Source organism: Mesorhizobium sp. P2_B5 (assembly GCF_056404775.1).
On sequence record NZ_JBFUDJ010000003.1, the window covers coordinates 385,573 to 403,325 of the forward strand.

The following is a 17,753-nucleotide window of genomic DNA, read 5'->3' on the forward strand; positions in this document are numbered from 1 at the left end:
GGCTGGTTGCCGCTGATCAGCTTGCCGAGGTCGCGGACACGGACGGTTCTTGCGGAGCGCGCCACGTTCCGAGATACGACCCGCACAGGATGAGCGCGAAAGCCATCAGAATGCCGATATCGAGCGGCTCCGAGAGGACGAGCACGCCGGCTGCCACCGAGACGGCGGGCGCCACATAGGTGATGACGACTGCCCGCTCTGGGCCGATCTCCCGCACAAGCAGGAAGTAGGTGGCGAAGGCAATCGCCGTGCAAAACACGCCAAGACCGACGATCGCGCTCACCGCCGTCATCGACGGCATGACCGTCGGCCAGGCCTGCGATGCCGGCACGGCATAGATCACGGCGGCCCCGATCAGACAGACAGCTGTCAGCGCGCTGGCCGGCACATCGTTCAGCCAGCGCGACGCGATGATCGAACCCAAGGCATAACAGGCCGCGGCGATAAGAATTTCGATGACCGCGAGAAGACCGCCACCCAGTGTCGGCAACGCCAGCACAAAGACACCGGCAAAGCCGAGGAAAAGACCGAGCCAGCGGCGTATCCCAAGCCGCTCATCCGAGCCCATCAGCTTGGAGAGGGCGACGGTTACGGCCGGCGTCATGGCAATCAGCAGCCCGGCGGTGGAACTGTCGATGCTGACTTCGCCATGGGTGATCAGCCCCCATGGCAAGACCATCTCGACCACACAGAATGCCGCGACCGCAAGCCATTGTGTCTTCAGCCATTCGAAACTGCCTTGGGCAAGGGCGAAGGGCAACAGCACCAGAGCACCGACGGCTGTCCGGGCAAAGACCAGGAAGGGCACCGACACTTCGGCGACCGCCAGCTTGATCAACAGATAGGGAATGCCCCACAAAAGGCTGAGCAGCGCAAACAGCAGCAGTCCGCGGCGAGTCATGAGGGCCTCACAGCCAGGAAGGTGGTCCATTCTTCGCGATCGCGGCCGACGTTGAATTCGTCCCCGACAAGGACCAGCCCGGCGCTTTCGAGACGGGCCGCAAAATCGTCCCTGCGCCAGTAGACGGTATGATACTCGCCGCCCGTCTCGCCATCGCCAATGCGCATCGATACGAGGAAGGCGCCGCCCGGCCGCAGCGATCCGGCTATCTTGGCAAGCACCTGGTCGGTCTGCTCGCGTGGCACATGGATCAGTACGCACAGGGCCAGCACCGCGTCATAGGGGCCGCCGAGATCGTCGGTGATGAGATCGAGAAACTCACCGTGCTTGCCGCGTGCGGCCTGCAGCTCGAGAAACCGCTTTGTTGCGTCGGTGCGTCGAACCTGGACACCGAGCCCCTCGACGAAGTCCGCATCGTATCCGGGTCCCGATCCTACTTCCAGAATCCGGCCGCCTTTGCCCGCGATCGCCACAAGGCGCTTCAGCCACTTCTGCTCTCTTTGGTTGGGAACATGCCGCACGATGGCATCGTAGCGTTCGGCATAGTCTTCATAGGCGTTGATGGTTTTGCGGCTCTTAGCCAGATTCTCGGACAGCACAGTCATCTTTCCCTCCCTCGCATCTTTTCAGGTCAAAACAGCTTGCCTAGCGAATGGTGCCGGGAGGCACGCGTCCGTCAAGCATACCGATATCCCTAAGGAAATGATCCGACAGCGAGCGGTGGTCGAGCAGGCCGCGCTTGCGGGGCCTGAACGGTGCGGTGAAGAGATCGAGCACCGGGCGGCGAAGCGTGTTGTAAAGAGCGGTTGCGGTGGTCATTGCCGTGTCCTCCAGGGTTGATCTGATGGACACAACATGCCGTTTTCCGGGCTTGGTTTCCAATCGAACGTCTAGTAGTATGCATCAGGAGTATTGATGCGTCATGAGTTGGGAACTACCGCCATTAGGGGCTATCCGGGTGTTTGAGGCCGCGGCGCGGCTTGGCAGTTTCACCAAGGCGGCCGAAGAACTCGGCATGACCCAGTCAGCCGCCTCCTATCAGATCAAGGTGCTGGAAGAACGCGCCGGGACGCCGCTTTTCATAAGAAAAACAAGGCAGATCGCCTTGACCGAGGCTGGACAGCAGCTGGCGCCGCACGCATCCGGCGCATTCTCGGCGCTGGCCGATGCATGGGTCGCCACCAAGGGCGGGGCGACCGGCGTGCTGTCGGTGACCACCATGGAAACCTTCGCAACGAACTGGCTTGCCGTGTGGCTTGGAACATTCCAGCTGATGCATCCCGACCTTGCCGTGAAGGTGAATACATCGCATGAGCTGGTCGATTTCGCGCGCGGCGACATGGATGTCGGCATTCGCACCGGCAGTGGAAAATGGCCGGGCCTGACGGCCCACTATCTGTTCAAGGCCGACTACACGCCGATGCTCAGTCCAAGGCTCGCCGAGAGCGTCGGCGGCATCCACCGCCCTGAGGATCTCTACAAGGTGCCGCTATGCTGTGCCGACGATCCCTGGTGGAAAATCTGGTTCGAGGCGGCCGGCGTGCCGTTCGAGCCCGATCGCATCATGGCGGGCCCGAAGCTGGGGACGCAGGCTTATGATGCAATGGCGGCGCTGACCGACAAGGGCGCCGCGATCCTCACCAAAAATCTCTACAGCGCCCTTTTGGCAAAGGGCCAGTTGGTACAGCCATTCGACGTGCTTGGATCGGATGGCGACGGCTATTGGCTGGTGCATCTGGAGAGCCGCCGCAACACCCCCAAGATCAAGGTGTTTCGCGACTGGGTGCTGGCGCAAACGGCCGAGATACGCGAGCACGAACGGCGCGATGTCCCTCAAAGCGCGGCGATAGAGCTCGCCCGCGCCTAGGTCCTCAATCCTTGAAGGTCAGCCCGTATTTTGCGACCTGTTCCTTCGGCATGTCCGCAAGCGCCTGGCGCGTGGTGTAGCCGCCGTAGATCACCTTGCCGTTCTTGATCATCCAGTCCTCGACGTCGGCCTCAGTCACCGTCATCCTGTCGCCCATCTTGTACTTGTTGCCGTTGACCGGCACGTCGGCGAGCAGGCCGATATAGGAGCCGTCGCTGTAGCCGACCAGCTGCAGCCAGATGTGCTCGGTGGCGCCGTTCTGGGTCAGCGGAAATTTCACCGTGTAGGTGCCGGGCGTGCCAGCGTCCATCAATTCGTGGAAGCGCTTGAGGGTAGAGCGGCCGCTGTTCTTGGCAGCCTGCATCGCCTTGTCCTCGGTGGAATAGGACACGACATTTTGCTTCGACTCCGCCAGCGAGTCGCCACTACCCGGCATATGCCCGAGCGAATTGAAAAACCCGTAGCCGACAGCGGCCACAACAGCGATGGCCACAATTGGATTGCGCATGGACCCCTCCGAAACCCGATCACGCGCACGTTACCGGAAGGCTGTTGCGATACCGCTAAAGGACAGAGTGACCGGATCGTTAGCGCGACACTGAAAATTCAAGCCAAGGCATCGCAATGGCCGCAGGCGCAGGTTACAGCGGCATTGTCGCCAGCCCTGCGGGAAGCGTCAGTTGGCGTCGGCGACGGTCGTCTGTCCGCCCGCCCATGCCCGCCAGGCGCGCTCGTCGCCATGGAAGACGTTGAGGTCGATGCGACCGGACACGCCATGCGACAGGCCGGAACCGGAATACTGCCAGAACAGCCATTTGCGGCCGGGATAGACTTTTGAGGGATGTCGCGCCACAGCGCGCAGCCAGAACGGATAGTCTGGAAAGGCGCCCCTGAGATTGTCGCGGTAGAAATCGGGGCTGGTGTAGATGATGGGCCGCTGGCCGTAATGGCGCTCGAGCTTGTCCATGAACACCTGCATCTTCTCCAACACCGTGGCGCGCGAAGGCCGCCGCTTGCAGGAGGATTCGCCGTTCCATTCGACATCGATCACCGGCGGCAGCGCGCCGTCCATCTTCGGCACATTGCGGATGAACCAGTCGGCCTGCTCGCCGGCGGTGCGGCACCAGTAGAAGAAATGATAGGCGCCGCGCTTTAGCCCGGCGGCGTCGGCATTGCGCCAGTTCTTCATGAACATCGGGTCGAGATGGTCGCCGCCATCGGTCGCCTTGATGTAGGCGAAATTGGCGCCCTGGGCGCGCAGCTTGCTCCAGTTGACGTTGCCCTGCCAGCGCGAGACGTCGACGCCGTGCACGGCGAGATAGCGTGGCGACGCCTTGCCGAAATTGATCGGCTTGGCATCGCGAAAGCCGTAACGGGTCACCGGCGAGGCCAGCATGGCCGGCGCCGCACGCGTCAGCCGCTTTGGCGGCGACATCAGCGCTACCGGCTCAAGCTGCGGCCTGGTGTTCCCATCGGCCGAAGGCGTGTCCGCGACAATGGCCTCCTCTTCCTCGACCATGGAGAAGGGCGGCGCATTGTCGGCCACGGCATTGTCGGCCACCATGTCGGACCGCATTGGCGCGAGGTCGGCGGTCTCCACCGGAGCCGCCGCGACCGGAGCTCTTGGCCGCACGACCGAACTGGTCGTCTCGCTCGACGGCTGCAAGGCATCGACGCCCGCTGTGGACGAGCAGCCGGCTAGGCACAGCGATGCCACCATAAAACCGACGACGCCTGAAATCCGCATCTGGACCTGTACGCAAAACACAACAGACCGAGGGCAAACAGACGCCGCCGGACAAACCGGCTTCGATTACTAACGATAAATTACCAACAAAGATTGAATCAAGTTGTTAGGAAATGGCTCTGTTCCTTCTCCCCCTGTGGGAGAAGGGGGAAGCCCCTACCTGCCCAGCCATTGCTGCATGCAGCTTTTGGCCACCACATGCGCGGGGGGCACGGCGTCAACAGCAGGGCGACGCGCTCGTTCGAGCAGCAGGCGAACCTGTTCGGGGCGTACGCGGTCGCGCTCCATCACGAGCAGGACCATCGGATCGCTCAAAAGCTCGTCCAGGGTGTTGATTCTGTCGCTCATCGATCGTCTCCTCCAATACCAGACCCGCAGCCGATAGATAGGCAGGCAATCATGGCCCGCCAATGACGTTTTGCCGGCTATGTCGTGTTTTCGGCATTACTTTCTGGTAAGGCCGGCATCAGTTCGGAGGCGGCGCACCTTCATAGTGTGGCAGGCCGTCATCGAGCCGCAGCCAGGGCTGCTTCGAGGCAGTCCACATATGCATTTCCGGCTTGAACAGCGAGGGATCGTCGAGCGAGCCGGTGGTGATGCCGACGATGCCCGCGGAATCGCGACGGGAAAACAGCGTTGTGCCGCAGGCGGCGCAAAAGCCGCGCATGAGGTCCGGAGAGGTGTTGACCGTCGCCACGTGCCCTTCGACCGTGACATCGTCGATGCGAAACAGCAAACGCGCGTTGAAGGCCGCGCCGATCACCTTCTGGCAGCGCCGGCAATGGCAGACGCGCTGGTTGACCGGTGCGACCTCGGCACTGTAGCGCACTGCCCCGCAATGGCACCCACCCTCATATTTCGCCATCATCTGAACCCCCGAAAGTCTTTGAAAGTATCGACAGGCAGCTTTCGGTCAATTGAAAAGCCCTGATGGCGCTATCGATTGCGCTGATACGACCGATGGCCTGCCGTTGGCCCAACCCGAGGCAGCGGCGAAGCATTGACAGCCGGCCGGCCGCCGCGCCTGTCTTGTCGCTGGGCCGTCCGGGAGGAAACCATGGCGCAGGACATCGAAACCATTGCCGTCGCGGATCTGTTCGGGCCGCCCTCGCCCGGCCGCGAGAGCACCGACGCGCGGATCCTGGCCGCGGCCTCCGGCATCGGCTTCATGGCAATCCGGGATTTTCCGGGCGACGAATGGCTGACGCGGGACAAGCGATTGCTGCTGCTCAACATCTTTACCTTGCCCGACGCCGAAAAGGCAAAGCTGCTGCGCTGGAATTTCGACCGCACCAAAAAGAACGTCTATCGCGGCTGGTTCCCGCTGCAGCCGACTGCCGTCTCCTGCAAGGAAGGCATCGACATGGGGCCGGACATTGCGCATGCGCAAACCGCCGGCGTCTACGATGCGGATGATCCTCTGCGCGAGCCAACGCCCTTGCCCGCCGAAGCAGTGTTGCCCGGCTGGCGCGACGCTGCCGCACACTACTACCTGGCGATGGAAGCGCTCGGCAACGCACTGATGCGCTCGATCGCGCGCGGCCTCGGCCTACCAGAAACCATCTTCGATGCCGATTTCGATGGCGGCATCTCGACGCTGCGGTTGATCCGCTATCCCTTGCGCGATGCCAACAGCGGCGTCGATCTGAGCGGGCCGGAATTCTCGGTCGTCCACAAAGGCGAGACGCGCACCATCATCGGGCGCGAACATGCCGATTCCGGCTTCGTCACGCTGCTGGCGCAGGATGGCGTCGAGGGCCTGCAGGCGAAGAACCTTGCCGGCGAATGGATTGACGTGCCGCCCGCCGACGGCACGCTGGCGGTCAATTTCGGTCAGTTGCTCGAGCGCTGGACCGGCACCCGGGTGCGGGCGACGCTGCACCGGGTGATCGCGCCGAAGACGGCGCGCTATTCGATCCCGTTCTTCTACGAACCGCGCGTCGATGCCGAGATCGCGCCGCTGCCGCTGGCAGGTGCGGCGCCCTTCGAACCGTTCCTCTATGGCGATTATCTCTGGGAGTCGGCGACGAATTTCGTCGAGATGAGCGGCATCAAGCATTTGCGCGAGCCGCGCCGCGCCAAGGCTTCGTAGTTTCGCAGGCACAAAAAACCGGCCGTCTCGCTGGAGACGGCCGGTTTCAACTTCCGGCAGACCTACTCGGTTTCGCTGACGACTTCGTCCCAGGTCTTTACCTTGGTTTCGCCGTTGAGGAACGGCAGCGCCGCGGCCGTCAGTTCCGGCGCAAAGAAGACGTCGTAGTGGGTGCGGTTGGGAATGATGGCCAGCCGGTTCTGCGACAGGTTCTCGCGCATCCAGCCGGCATCCTTCAATCCACCGCCGAGCATCTGGTAGAACTTGATCTCGTGCTCTGGCTTGTACATGTCGCTGTCGCCATAGGCGAGCATGACCGGCATCTTCAGCTTCGCCACATCGGCGGAATAGTCGTAATCCTTGCGCATGAAATTGCCGAGCGCGTCGAGCAGTTTCGGGAAATCGTCGGGACGCGGCGCCACGGCGACGTAGGATTTATACATCGGCGTGTCCTTCATGAAATCGGCCGCCGCCGCGCTCACCTGGGCCTGCTGCGGACGCATCTCGTCATAGAAGCCATTGGGAGAAAAGCCGGTCGAAACCAGAACCAACCGGCGCACGGCTTCGGGATGCTGGACGGCCATGCGGAAGGCGACTCCGCCGCCCAAGGAATAGCCGAGCACGTCGACCTTGTCGTAGCCGAGCGTCTTGACGATAGCGGCCATGTCGTCGCCCATCCCTTCCAGGCTGAACGGCCGTTCGCCGAGCGCGGTGCGGCCATGGCCCTGCAGGTCGACGGCAATGATGGTGCGGTTTTCCGCCAGTTTCGGCAGCAGCGGCGCGAACATATCGGATGTGCCGAGGCCGCCGTGCAGCAGAAGCAGCGGCTCGCCCTTGCCATAGACGGCATAGTAGTAATTCAGGCCGTCGATCGGCAGCAGGCCGGACTTTTCCGGCTTCGGCAGTGCGTTGGTCTCGGTCGTCATGGCAGGCTTTGTCTCCTCTGCGTTGGTAAGGCAGGGTGCCGCGAACAAGGCTGCAACCGAGGCAAGAATGGCGAAAAGGGTCGATCTGGACATGTCAGTCTCCTCCGGTGTCCGGGTCAAAAAGGGGTTGCGGGTTCAAAGGGTCTTGGCGAGTTCTTCGAGCTGCTCGGTGCACTGGCCCCAGCCCTCGTGAAAACCCATCTTCTCGTGCTGCTCGCGGTCGGCTGCGCTCCAGTGCTTGACCCGGGCGGTGTAGCGGGTCTTGCCGGTGCCTTCGTCCTCGAAGGTCAGCACAACAGTCATGAACGGCTTTTCAGACGGCTCCCAGGCGCTGGTGTAGGCATCGGTGAAGACGATCTTTTCGCCGGGAACGACGTCGAGGAAGACGCCGGGATTGGGAAACTCGTTGCCGTCGGGTCCGGCCATGACGACCAGGCTGGAGCCGCCGCTGCGCACATCCATTTCGGCGCGCGGCGCCGTCCACGGCTTGGGCGCAAACCACTGCGTCACCAGCTTCGGCTCGGTCCAGCAGCGGTAGACGTTCTGGCGCGGCGCATCGATGATGCGGCCAAGCACCAGTTCGCGGTCGTTGGCGGGGGCGATGTCGAGCTTTGTGGTCATGGGATCTCCTCGTTTTCGTGGGCTGGATTTGGGTTATGCCCCAAGGACGAGCGAGCACACCACATGCCGACACGGTCCGCGAAAAAATCTGCGGAGCGACGATCGGTCGGTTGTTGTTGATCGGTCGCAGAATGCGCCTCAGTGGCGCTTAGCCTGCACCAGATAGGCGTCGATTTCGGTCTCGCCGAGCCATTTGGCGGCTTCCAGCCGGTGCAGGCCCTCGACCAGGATATGACGCTTGCCGTCATGGCGGACCTGGATCGGCGTCTTCATGCCGTTTTCCAGTATGTCTTCGGCCAGATGCCGGACCGTTTCGGGATGCAGCGTCTTCTTGCGCGCCGTCGGCACGTAGATGTCGTCGACCTTGACCTTCTGCACTCTCAGCATGCCGGCTCCCGAGACGGAAAATACCGCCTCGCCTGAGATAGTCGGTTTGCCGGGTGCGGCCAAGAGCGGCTAAGCAATTGCTGGCCCGATCGTTTCCATTTGACGCCTGGCCGGCAGATGGCCGAAATGGCGGCCTTCGATCTTGTCCGGTGTTCATGACCCAGTTGCCGACCGAATTCCCCGATTTCGGACTGACGCCCGAGCAGCGCCGCGAGGCGGTGCGCGGCCATTATTACGAATGGCCAGGGATGGACGGCGCGCGCGGCGAGATCTGGTGCTATTCGGACCGATTTTCGTATCGTGCCGGTGAGACCGTGACGCTGCATGTCAACTCGACGGCGCCGCGCTTCAGCCTCGCCATCGTTCGCGACGGCAGCACCGAGACAAAGGTCTTCGAGCAAACGGGCCTGTCGGCGCGCTGGCAGGACACGCCGGACCAGTGCTCGGTCGAAGGCTGCGGCTGGGAGGCGTCGTTCGAATTTCGGATCGGCGACGACTGGCCGTCCGGCGCTTACCGCATCACGCTGACGGTGGATGGCCGCGACGGCAAGCCAATCCTTTGCCACCACCTCATTATTGTCGCTCCCTTACCCGGCAGAAAACCCGGCCGGGTGCTGCAGGTGGCGGCGACCGGAACCTGGCTTTCCTACAATACCTGGGGCGGCTCCAACCACTATCAGGGCATCACCGGGCCGAACCGCAATCAATATGCTACGATGGTGTCGACGCAGCGTCCCTGGTGCCGCGGTTTTGTGGTGCTGCCCAAGGACGCGCCGCGCGTGCCGCTGGAAGTCGCGGTGCCGCCAAAGACCGTGCCGCGCTATCCCCATATGGAATGGGCGTTCGCCACGGGACATTCGAAGAAATACACCTCTTCCGGCTGGGCAAGTTATGACAGCCACTTCTTCCGTTTCGCCGAGCGCGTCGGCTACAGCGTCGATCTCGCCAGCCAGCACGATTTGCATTTCTCGCCCGAAATCCTCGACGGCTACGATTGCGTCGTTTTCGTCGGCCATGACGAATACTGGACCTGGGAAATGCGCGACGCTGTCGACACCTATGTCGAGCGTGGCGGCCACGCGGCGCGCTTTGCCGGCAATTTCATGTGGCAGACGAGGCTTGAGGACGAAGGCCGCCGGCAGGTCTGCTACAAATACCGGGCGCGCGCCGAGGATCCCGCCTATCAGGGCGGTGACGTGACCCGCGCCACCAATTCCTGGGAGGCACCGGAGATCGGCCGTCCCGGTGCACTGACCTTCGGCCTCAACGCCACACGCGGCGTCTATGCCGGCTGGGGCGGCTGCGCGCCGCGCGGCGTGCGCGGCTTTCCGGTCTACCGGCCCGAGCACTGGGCCTTTGCCGGCACCGGCATCTATTATGGCGACCTGCTCGGCGCCGACAGCCATGTCTATGGCTATGAGGTCGACGGGCTCGATTTCGAGATCCGCGGTGGCCTGCCCTACCCGACATCGGACAGCGGCGCGCCGGAAGGTTTGCAAGTGCTGGCCGTCGGCATGGCGAGCCAGGTCGAGGAAAGCGCCGACATCCCGATCGAGGACCAGTTTCTGACCGATGAGGATGGCCGCTTCACCGCCGAAACGCTGTTTGGCGAGCCAAGCGATGCCAATCTGGAAAAAGTCAAACGCGGCAATGGCATGATCGTCAATTTCCCGCGCGGCAAGGGCGAGGTCTTTCACGCCGGAAGCTGCGAATGGGTCGCCGGCCTGCTAAGGCAGGATCCGATGGTCGAGCGCGTGACCAGGAATGTAATCGACCGCTATCTCGGAAAGACCTGACATGCAGAAGCCCTTCGTCCCCGTAACAGAAGCGCGCGCGCCGTCGCATCTGTTCTACCTCTCCAGCCTGCGCCGGCCGCTGATCGACCGTGCGGAAGGCATCTACATGTGGACGCAGGACGGCCGTCGCTTCATCGACGGATCGAGTGGCCCGATGGTCGCCAATATCGGCCATTCCAACCGCAATGTGCTGGACGCCATGAAGCGGCAAATGGATCGCGCCACCTTTGCCTACCGGCTGCATTTCGAAAACGAGCCGGCGGAAGAACTGGCGCGGAAACTCGCCGGCAAATTGCCCGAAGGCATGGACCGCATCTTCTTCGTCTCGGGCGGTTCGGAAGCGACGGAAGCCTGCATCAAGCTGGCGCGGCAATGGGCTGTCGCTACCGGCCAGCCCAAGCGCTGGAAGGTGATCACCCGCTTTCCCTCCTATCATGGCGGCACGCTGGGTTCGCTGTCGATCACCGGCGACGACGCGCTGGCCGAGACCTTCACGCCGATGATGCGGGTGATGCCGACCGTGCCGGCACCAACGGCCTGGCGCGACCGCGACAATCTTTCGATGGAGCAGCGTGGCGTTCGCTACGCCGACATGCTGGAGGAGAAAATCCAGGCCGAGGGGCCGGACAGCGTGCTCGCCTTCATTATGGAGCCCATCGGCGGTGCCGCAACTTCCGCCCTGGTGGCGCCGGACAGCTACTATCCGCGTATCCGCGAGATCTGCGACCGCTATGGCATCCTGCTCATCCATGACGAAGTGATGAGCGGCGCCGGCCGGACAGGCAAATTCCTCGGCGGCGATCACTGGAACTGCAAGCCCGACATTGTCGCGCTGTCGAAGGGGCTGGGCTCCGGCTACGCGCCGCTCGGCGCGCTTGCCGCCCCGATGCGGCTGGTAGAGCCGCTGCTGGCCTCAGGCGGTTTCCAGCATGGCCATACCTATGCCGGCAATCCGCTCGCTTGCGCGGCCGGGCTCGCCGTGCTCGGCGAAATGGACAGGCTCGACCTGATCGCCAACGCCGCCGCCATGGGCGACGTGCTGATGGACGGACTGAAGGGGCTGGCCAAGCGATTCCCGTTCATCGCCGACGTGCGCGGCAAAGGCCTGCTCACCGGCGCCGAGATGGTTGCCGATCCCGATACGCTGCGACCGATCGATCAGGGCAAGAAAGCCACCCAGCGGCTGCTCGACCTCGCCTATGAACGCGGGCTGATCATCTATGGCCGCAGGGTCAAGGGCGGTGTCGACGGCGACAATTTCATGGTTGCGCCGCCGATGATCGTCACGGCCGAGCAGGTCGGCGAGATCATTTCCATCATCGGCGACTCGCTGGAGGTTCTGGCTGCCGAGCTTGACCTGCCGGTCGAAGGCTGAGGGACAAAAGATGGCGCCGAGGAAAGTCATCATCACCTGTGCCGTCACCGGCTCGGTGCACACGCCGTCCATGTCGCCCTTTCTGCCGCTGACCCCGGACCAGATCGCTACGGATGCGATTGCGGCGGCGGAAGCCGGCGCCTCGATCCTGCATCTGCATGCCCGCGATCCCAAGGACGGACGTCCGACCGCCGATCCGGATGTGTTCATGCAGTTCCTGCCGCGCATCAAGCAGGCGACCGATGCGGTGATAAACATCACCACCGGCGGCTCGTCGCTGATGACGCTGGACCAGCGGCTGGCCGCACCGCTGCGGGCCCAGCCGGAAATGTGCTCGCTCAACATGGGCTCGATGAACTTTGCGCTGTTCCCGATGCTCGGCAAGCCACGCGAATGGCAGTACGAATGGGAGCCAAAACTGCTCGAAGCCACCCGCGACACCATCTTCAAGAACACTTTTGCCGACATGGAAGGCGTGCTGGAAAAGCTCGGCAAGGGCTGCGGCACCCGCTTCGAATTCGAATGCTACGATGTCGGCCATCTCTACTCGCTGGCGCATTTTCGCGATCGCGGGCTGGTGTCGGGGCCGCTGTTCATCCAGTTCGTGCTCGGCATCCTGGGCGGCATCGGCGCTGATCCCGACAATCTCATCCACATGAAGCGCATCGCCGACAAATTGTTTGGGGACAGCTACCAATTCTCGGTGCTCGCCGCCGGCCGCAACCAGATGCCGCTGATCTCGATTGCGGCGGCGATGGGTGGCAATGTCCGTGTCGGGCTGGAGGACAGCCTCTATGACGGCCGCCAGCTGGCGAAATCCAACGCCGACCAGGTGCGCCGTATTCGCGGCATTCTCGACGGGCTGTCGCTGGACGTCGCCACACCGGCGGAGGCGCGCGACATGCTGGCGCTGAAGGGTGGCGACCGGGTAGCCTTCTAGGGGCGCACCGGATCGCGTGGTAAAAGGAGGCTGACATGGAAAGAATTCTGGTCTCAGCCTGCCTGCTCGGCAGCCACGTCCGCTACAACGGCTCTTACCGGCTCGACAACCATCCGGTATTGACGCGATGGCAGGCGGAAGGGCGGGTCGTGCAGATCTGCCCCGAGGTTGCGGCAGGCTTCTCCACGCCGCGCCCGCCGGCGGAAATTCGCGGCGCTGCCAGTGCTGTGCTGCACGGCCAGGGCCATGTGGTCGAGCAGACGGGAAACGATGTGACCGCACTCTATCTCGATGCCGGGCAGCTTGCTCTCGAACTCGCCCGGGAAACCGGATGCCGCTATGCGGTTCTCACCGACGGTAGCCCGTCCTGCGGTTCAAGCTTCGTCTATGACGGCAGTTTTTCGGGTAGCCGCGTGGCCGGCCGCGGCACGACCACCGCGCTCCTGGAAGCCAACGGTATTCGCGTCTTTTCGGAAGACACTATCGGCGAACTCGACGATCTCCTGAACGATACAGCCGGAACCGCGGCTTGATCCATGACAGAGAAGATCCAGATCAGGACCAGCGATACCATCCTCAGGCCCGGCACCATCGACGACGTCGACACCATCCACGCCGCGCTTCTGCGCTTCGGCGCCCATACCGGCGGGCATCAGCAGATCACCTCCACCGCAGAGGACTTCCGTCGCTATGGCTTTGGCGACAAACCCGCCTTTTCCACCTTGATCGCCGAAGTCGGCGGCGAGTTTGCCGGGCTCTGCCTGCATTTCCCGATCTTCTCAACCTGGATGGGTCGGCCCGGCGTCTATATCCAGGACCTCTATGTCGAGGACCGCTTTCGCGGCCGCAAGATTGGCGAAAAGCTGTTGCGCCGGGTCGCGCGTGACTGCCGCCGGGATGGCGGCGCCTATCTCAGGCTGTCGGTCGATGCCGATAATGATGGCGCCAAGGCGTTTTATGAGAAGCTCGGCATTAGCTGGGCGCATTACGAGCAGACGCAGAAGATCGTCGGCGAGGCCTTTTTCGCTTTTGCCGATGCAGTGCAGGATGGGGAAACGGAATGAAAGCCTTCTTTGCCGAGGAGCAAAAACGCCACGACCCGAAGGCCTTCCTGTCCAGCGGCGCGCCGCAACCCAATCCCGAACAGCCGGAGCGTGCCGAACGGTTGTTAGCCGGCGCAAGAGCTACCGGATTGACGATCGAACGGCCCAGAGATCATGGCCTCGGGCCGGTGGCGGCCGTGCACACGCCCGAATATCTCGCCTTCCTCGAACATATTTTCGCGCGCTGGCAGCGCATTGAAGGCGCTTCGGCGGAAGTCATTCCCAACATCCATCCGTTAGCGCGCGACGGCGCCTATCCGGCCTCGGCGGTCGGCCAGGCCGGCTACCACATTGCCGACACCGCTTGCCCGATTTCGGCCGAGACCTGGCAGAGCGCGCTGTGGAGCGCCTGGAGCGCGGTCGAGGCAGCCGAAGCGGTGATATCAGGCGCGCCTGCCGCCTATGCGCTCTGCCGCCCGCCCGGCCACCATGCCTTTGCCGATGTCGCCGGCGGCTTCTGCTTCATCAACAATTCGGCAGTCGCGGCGCAAGTGTTGCGCAAGCAGGCAGCGCGGGTAGCGATCCTCGATGTCGATCTGCATCACGGTAACGGCACGCAAGGCATTTTTTACGCGCGGCCCGACGTGTTGACGGTGTCGCTGCATGCCGATCCGGTGCGCTTCTATCCGTTCTTCTGGGGCCATGCCGACGAGCGCGGCGAAGGGCCGGGCCTCGGCTATAATTTCAACCTGCCACTGCCGCGCAAATCCGCCGATGCGGCGTTTCTCGAAGCACTTGGTGTAGCGTTCCAGCGTATCCGCGCCTTCGCGCCGGACGCGCTGGTCGTGGCGCTCGGTCTCGACGCGTTCGAGGGTGATCCGTTCGGCGGACTGTCAGTGACCACACCCGGCTTCTCGCGCATCGGCGAGGCAATCGCCAAGCTCGGCCTGCCGACGGTGATCGTGCAGGAAGGCGGTTATCTCTGCGACGCGCTCGGCGACAACCTCACCGCATTCCTCACCGGTTTCGGCGGCAAGCAGCGCTGAGTTAGCTTCGCTGTTGCCTGAGCATGGCAATGATCCGATGTACGCTTTCCAGCGTCTCGTCGATCTCCGCTGCCGAGTTGTAATGCGCGATGCCGATGCGCACGACGCCTTGCTCGGCCGGAATGCCGAGCTGATGAACGATCTCCCAGGCGTAGTTGTGGCCTGACCACAGGAAGATGTTTTCGGCATTCAGCTGCCGCACGATCGTCTCCGGCACAATGCCGTCGACCGTGAAGGACACCGTCGGCACGCGCTCGCTTACACGTTTGGGATCGGTGATGCCGCGAATGGTCAGGCCCTCGATATCGGACAGGCCTTCAATCAGCCTTAGCGCCAGCGGGTTTTCATGAGCGATCGAGACTTCGAATGCCTTGGCAATCTTGCGTCTGCGCGAACCGCTCTCACCGGCAGCCGCGCCGAGATCGGCGAAATAGTCGACCGCGGCGGTCAGCCCGGCCATCAGTTCTATCTGCGGCGTGCCGAGTTCGAAACGCTCCGGCAGGCCGTTGGACGAGCAGCGGCATTTGTAGGGTTTCAGTGCGTCGATGACGTCGCGGCGGCCCCAAAGGATGCCCATATGCGGGCCGAAGAATTTGTAAGCGGAGCAGACCAAGAAATCGCAGCCGAGCTCCTGCACGTCGATCAGGCCGTGCGGCGCGAACTGCACCGCGTCGACATAAACAAGCGCGCCGGCCTGTTTGGCGAGCGCCGTCAGCGCCTTGACCCGGTTGATCGAGCCGGTGAGGTTCGAGGCGTAGTTCAGCGCAACCAGCCGCGTCTTGTCGGTAAGCAGAGCGCTGAGCGCCGCCTCCTCGACCTGCCAGCTTTCCTCGTCGAAAGGCAGAAAGCGCAGGACGAGGCCGAGGTCCTCGGCCAGTTGCAGCCAGGGCGAGACGTTGCCCTCGTGATCCATGCGGGTGACGATGATCTCGTCGCCCGGCTTGAAATCGCGGCCAAGCGTGCGCGACATGTGATAGGTCAGCGTCGTCATATTGGCGCCGATGATGATTTCCTCAGCGCTCGCCGCACCCAGGAAATCGGCCATCGCCGCATGCGCGTCGTCAACCACCTTTTGCGCGGCAAGCGTGGTCTCGAAATAGCCGCCGAGATTGGCGTTGGTGGTCAAGAGGCAGCGCGCCACCGCATCGGCAACCGCTTGTGGCACCTGCGTGCCGGCCGGATTGTCGAGATAGATGCGCCGGCGGCCTTTGTCGGTCAGGTCCAGCGCCGGAAATTTCCCTCTGACGGTCTCGATCGGAAAATCCATTGCTGTCCCCTTCCCCTTGTCTTTGCTCGGCAATTGCGTCTGAACGGCTTGCCTATGGGCACGGATTGCCGACGCGCTGGTGAATAGCGTCGACGGCCTTCTGCATCTCGTCGGTCCACGTCACGTCCGCTGAAGACAGCGCCATCTCAAGCTGCGCAATCGTCGTCGCGCCGATGATGCTGGAGGTAACAAATGGCCGGCTGGCGACATAGGCATTGGCAAACAGCGCCGGTTCGAGGCCGAAGGAGCGCGCCAGCTCATTGTATTCGAGCTGCGCCTCGGCGGCATTCGGCGTCTCGTAACGCTGGCCGCGGTTGAACAGCTGTGAGCGCGAGCCTTGCGGGCGCGCGCCATGGTCGTATTTGCCGGTGAGATAGCCTTGCGCCAGCGGCGAATAGGCGAGAAAGCCAACCTCTTCGCGTTCGCAGACCTCGGCGAGGTTCACCTCAAAGGTGCGGTTGACGAGATTGTAGGCGTTCTGCAGCGAGACAACGCGCGGACCGAGGCCCTTGTCGGCCTCGGCGATGAAGCGCATGACGCCCCAGGAGCTTTCGTTCGACAGGCCGAGATGGCGGATCTTTCCCACCTTCACCAGCTCCTCGAAGACGGCCAGTGTCTCGGCGATCGGCGTCTCGCCGGCCGGCGCGCCAACGGCGTCGGCACGGCGCGGCGTGGCGCCGACGCGGGTCGGGTTGGCGCCCCAGGGGATGTCGCGTTCCGGCCAGTGGATCTGGTAGAGATCGAGATAGTCGGTGCCGAGCTTGGCCAGCGATTTGTCGATGGCGTCAAAGATGTCGGCGCGCACCAGTTTTGACGGCCGGTCGCCACGAAACCAGCGGTTGGCGGTGCGGCCGACCACTTTCGAGGCGAGGATGACCTTGTCGCGATTGCCCTTGGCCTTCATCCAGCTGCCGATGAACCTCTCCGTCCGCCCCTGCGTCTCCTCTTTCGGCGGGATCGGGTAGAGCTCGGCGGTGTCGATGAAATTCACGCCGCGCTCAAAGGCCAGATTCATCTGCGCATGCCCTTCGGCCTCGGTGTTCTGCTGACCCCAGGTCATCGACCCCAGGCAGATCTGGGTAACAAGAAGATCGGTCCGACCGAGACGGCGTTTGTGCATGTAATTTCTCCGGCGGGAATTTTTGCGCGGCTGCGCGGGAAGGAAGCCACACCATAGGCAAAGCAGAGGCGCTCTCCAAGCCTCAGCCGACCGACTTTTGTGTGAACCCTGGAAAAGTCAGCGCCGGGCGCCGGCCACCGCGCGCCGCTTGGCTTCGTCGATCAGCATGTTGGCGACCTGCATGCGGATCATGGCGCGCTGGCGAAGATGCGGCGCGACGCGATCAGGATGATTGGCAAAGGCAAAGCTGCGGCGCATGCGGCCGAGATCGGCGTTCTTGACGGGATGATCGAGACCGAGCTCGACGGCGATCGCCTCGGGATCGATCGGCGGCAGTCTTTCCTCGGGCTTTGCTTCCTCGCCGGCCAGTGCCAGCTTGGCCTGGTCGAGAAGTGCGGCGAATTCGGCGGCAAGATCGGACCCAGACTCGCGATATTCGGCGGTGAAGGTTTCGCCGGAGACCTTGATGCGGCCGGAATGAAGCTCGTCGGCCACGGACAGATAGTCGAACGGGATCGACGGCCGCGCGCCTGTCTCCTCACCAGCCTCGTCCTTGTCGGAGGTGACGAACAGATCGTCGAGCAAGGAAGCGAAATCCCGCTTGGCGCCGATGTCAGCCTCCCCC

The 17,753-nt window shown here is 63.1% G+C and carries 21 protein-coding genes; 8 read left to right on the forward strand and 13 right to left on the reverse strand.

The genetic code is table 11. The features are described 5' to 3' along the window. Window positions 1-16 precede the first annotated feature (16 nt). The 3 genes from AC1D1N_RS14560 to AC1D1N_RS14570 are packed head-to-tail and all read right to left on the reverse strand — an operon-like array spanning window position 17 to window position 1,720. On the reverse strand, window positions 17-901 hold the full coding sequence (locus AC1D1N_RS14560; protein WP_436259760.1) for a DMT family transporter: 885 nt from the start codon (window positions 899-901) through the stop codon (window positions 17-19). After that, window positions 898-1,506, reverse strand: a complete 609-nt coding sequence (locus tag AC1D1N_RS14565; RefSeq protein ID WP_436259759.1) for a class I SAM-dependent DNA methyltransferase — start codon at window positions 1,504-1,506, stop codon at window positions 898-900. The genes AC1D1N_RS14560 and AC1D1N_RS14565 overlap by 4 nt, the downstream gene beginning before the upstream one ends. Window positions 1,507-1,546: 40 nt before the next feature. Beyond that, complete coding sequence (locus tag AC1D1N_RS14570) at window positions 1,547-1,720, reverse strand: hypothetical protein (RefSeq protein WP_352559728.1); 174 nt, start codon at window positions 1,718-1,720, stop codon at window positions 1,547-1,549. A 103-nt stretch (window positions 1,721-1,823) separates the two neighbouring features. Here AC1D1N_RS14570 and AC1D1N_RS14575 point away from each other — a divergent pair, with 103 nt between their 5' ends. Then, a complete protein-coding gene (locus AC1D1N_RS14575; RefSeq protein ID WP_112561474.1) occupies window positions 1,824-2,768 on the forward strand; it encodes a LysR substrate-binding domain-containing protein in 945 nt (314 codons plus the stop codon). A gap of 4 nt (window positions 2,769-2,772) precedes the next feature. Here AC1D1N_RS14575 and AC1D1N_RS14580 read toward each other — a convergent pair whose 3' ends face one another. The 4 genes from AC1D1N_RS14580 to AC1D1N_RS14595 form a co-directional block, all read right to left on the reverse strand. Then, complete coding sequence (locus AC1D1N_RS14580) at window positions 2,773-3,276, reverse strand: DUF2314 domain-containing protein (protein WP_436259758.1); 504 nt, start codon at window positions 3,274-3,276, stop codon at window positions 2,773-2,775. 168 nt (window positions 3,277-3,444) lie between these two features. Then, entirely contained in the window at window positions 3,445-4,515 is a 1,071-nt protein-coding gene (locus tag AC1D1N_RS14585) for a glycoside hydrolase family 25 protein (protein ID WP_436259757.1), read from the reverse strand. Window positions 4,516-4,671: 156 nt separating this feature from the next. Continuing rightward, window positions 4,672-4,863, reverse strand: coding sequence for a hypothetical protein (locus AC1D1N_RS14590; RefSeq protein ID WP_112561471.1), 192 nt, complete (start codon window positions 4,861-4,863; stop codon window positions 4,672-4,674). A 118-nt stretch (window positions 4,864-4,981) separates the two neighbouring features. Next, window positions 4,982-5,380, reverse strand: coding sequence for a GFA family protein (locus AC1D1N_RS14595; protein ID WP_477349522.1), 399 nt, complete (start codon window positions 5,378-5,380; stop codon window positions 4,982-4,984). A 192-nt stretch (window positions 5,381-5,572) separates the two neighbouring features. Here AC1D1N_RS14595 and AC1D1N_RS14600 point away from each other — a divergent pair, with 192 nt between their 5' ends. Then, a complete protein-coding gene (locus tag AC1D1N_RS14600; RefSeq protein WP_477349274.1) occupies window positions 5,573-6,607 on the forward strand; it encodes an isopenicillin N synthase family dioxygenase in 1,035 nt (344 codons plus the stop codon). Between the two features lie 62 nt (window positions 6,608-6,669). On the opposite strand, the gene AC1D1N_RS14605 is transcribed toward AC1D1N_RS14600, so the two are convergent. The 3 genes from AC1D1N_RS14605 to AC1D1N_RS14615 form a co-directional block, all read right to left on the reverse strand. Further along, on the reverse strand, window positions 6,670-7,626 hold the full coding sequence (locus AC1D1N_RS14605) for an alpha/beta fold hydrolase (RefSeq protein ID WP_436259755.1): 957 nt from the start codon (window positions 7,624-7,626) through the stop codon (window positions 6,670-6,672). A gap of 42 nt (window positions 7,627-7,668) precedes the next feature. Then, window positions 7,669-8,154, reverse strand: a complete 486-nt coding sequence (locus AC1D1N_RS14610) for an SRPBCC family protein (RefSeq protein ID WP_436259754.1) — start codon at window positions 8,152-8,154, stop codon at window positions 7,669-7,671. 138 nt (window positions 8,155-8,292) lie between these two features. Beyond that, window positions 8,293-8,541, reverse strand: a complete 249-nt coding sequence (locus AC1D1N_RS14615) for a ParB N-terminal domain-containing protein (protein WP_008875526.1) — start codon at window positions 8,539-8,541, stop codon at window positions 8,293-8,295. A 155-nt stretch (window positions 8,542-8,696) separates the two neighbouring features. On the opposite strand from AC1D1N_RS14615, the gene AC1D1N_RS14620 reads away from it, so the two are divergent. From AC1D1N_RS14620 to AC1D1N_RS14645, 6 genes are read left to right on the forward strand one after another with little or no spacing between them, the layout of a single operon-like run. Continuing rightward, window positions 8,697-10,337 carry a N,N-dimethylformamidase beta subunit family domain-containing protein gene (locus AC1D1N_RS14620; protein ID WP_436259753.1) on the forward strand — a complete coding sequence of 547 codons (1,641 nt, stop codon included), beginning with the start codon at window positions 8,697-8,699 and terminating at the stop codon, window positions 10,335-10,337. A 1-nt stretch (window position 10,338) separates the two neighbouring features. Further along, window positions 10,339-11,712, forward strand: coding sequence for an aminotransferase family protein (locus tag AC1D1N_RS14625; RefSeq protein WP_436259752.1), 1,374 nt, complete (start codon window positions 10,339-10,341; stop codon window positions 11,710-11,712). Window positions 11,713-11,722: 10 nt separating this feature from the next. After that, the gene (gene kce, locus AC1D1N_RS14630; RefSeq protein WP_477349278.1) at window positions 11,723-12,652 is read left to right on the forward strand and encodes a 3,5-dioxohexanoate:acetyl-CoA acetone transferase; all 930 of its coding nucleotides are present in this window, start codon (window positions 11,723-11,725) and stop codon (window positions 12,650-12,652) included. 35 nt (window positions 12,653-12,687) lie between these two features. Beyond that, window positions 12,688-13,185, forward strand: a complete 498-nt coding sequence (locus AC1D1N_RS14635) for a 2-thiouracil desulfurase family protein (protein ID WP_477349280.1) — start codon at window positions 12,688-12,690, stop codon at window positions 13,183-13,185. A gap of 3 nt (window positions 13,186-13,188) precedes the next feature. Further along, entirely contained in the window at window positions 13,189-13,716 is a 528-nt protein-coding gene (locus AC1D1N_RS14640) for an N-acetyltransferase family protein (RefSeq protein WP_477349282.1), read from the forward strand. Further along, window positions 13,713-14,741 (forward strand): histone deacetylase family protein, encoded by a 1,029-nt coding sequence (locus AC1D1N_RS14645; RefSeq protein ID WP_477349284.1) that lies wholly within the window; start codon window positions 13,713-13,715, stop codon window positions 14,739-14,741. Before AC1D1N_RS14640 ends, AC1D1N_RS14645 begins: the two co-directional genes overlap by 4 nt. A 1-nt stretch (window position 14,742) precedes the next feature. Here the strand turns inward: AC1D1N_RS14645 and AC1D1N_RS14650 are convergent, their stop codons facing one another. From AC1D1N_RS14650 to AC1D1N_RS14660, 3 genes are all read right to left on the reverse strand, one after another. Continuing rightward, window positions 14,743-16,008: a cysteine desulfurase-like protein gene (locus AC1D1N_RS14650; protein ID WP_477349286.1), complete on the reverse strand. Its 1,266-nt coding sequence runs from the start codon at window positions 16,006-16,008 to the stop codon at window positions 14,743-14,745. A gap of 52 nt (window positions 16,009-16,060) precedes the next feature. Then, the gene (locus AC1D1N_RS14655; RefSeq protein WP_477349288.1) at window positions 16,061-17,128 is read right to left on the reverse strand and encodes an aldo/keto reductase; all 1,068 of its coding nucleotides are present in this window, start codon (window positions 17,126-17,128) and stop codon (window positions 16,061-16,063) included. A 117-nt stretch (window positions 17,129-17,245) separates the two neighbouring features. Further along, window positions 17,246-17,713, reverse strand: a complete 468-nt coding sequence (locus AC1D1N_RS14660; RefSeq protein WP_477349290.1) for a hypothetical protein — start codon at window positions 17,711-17,713, stop codon at window positions 17,246-17,248. Window positions 17,714-17,753: the final 40 nt, after the last annotated feature.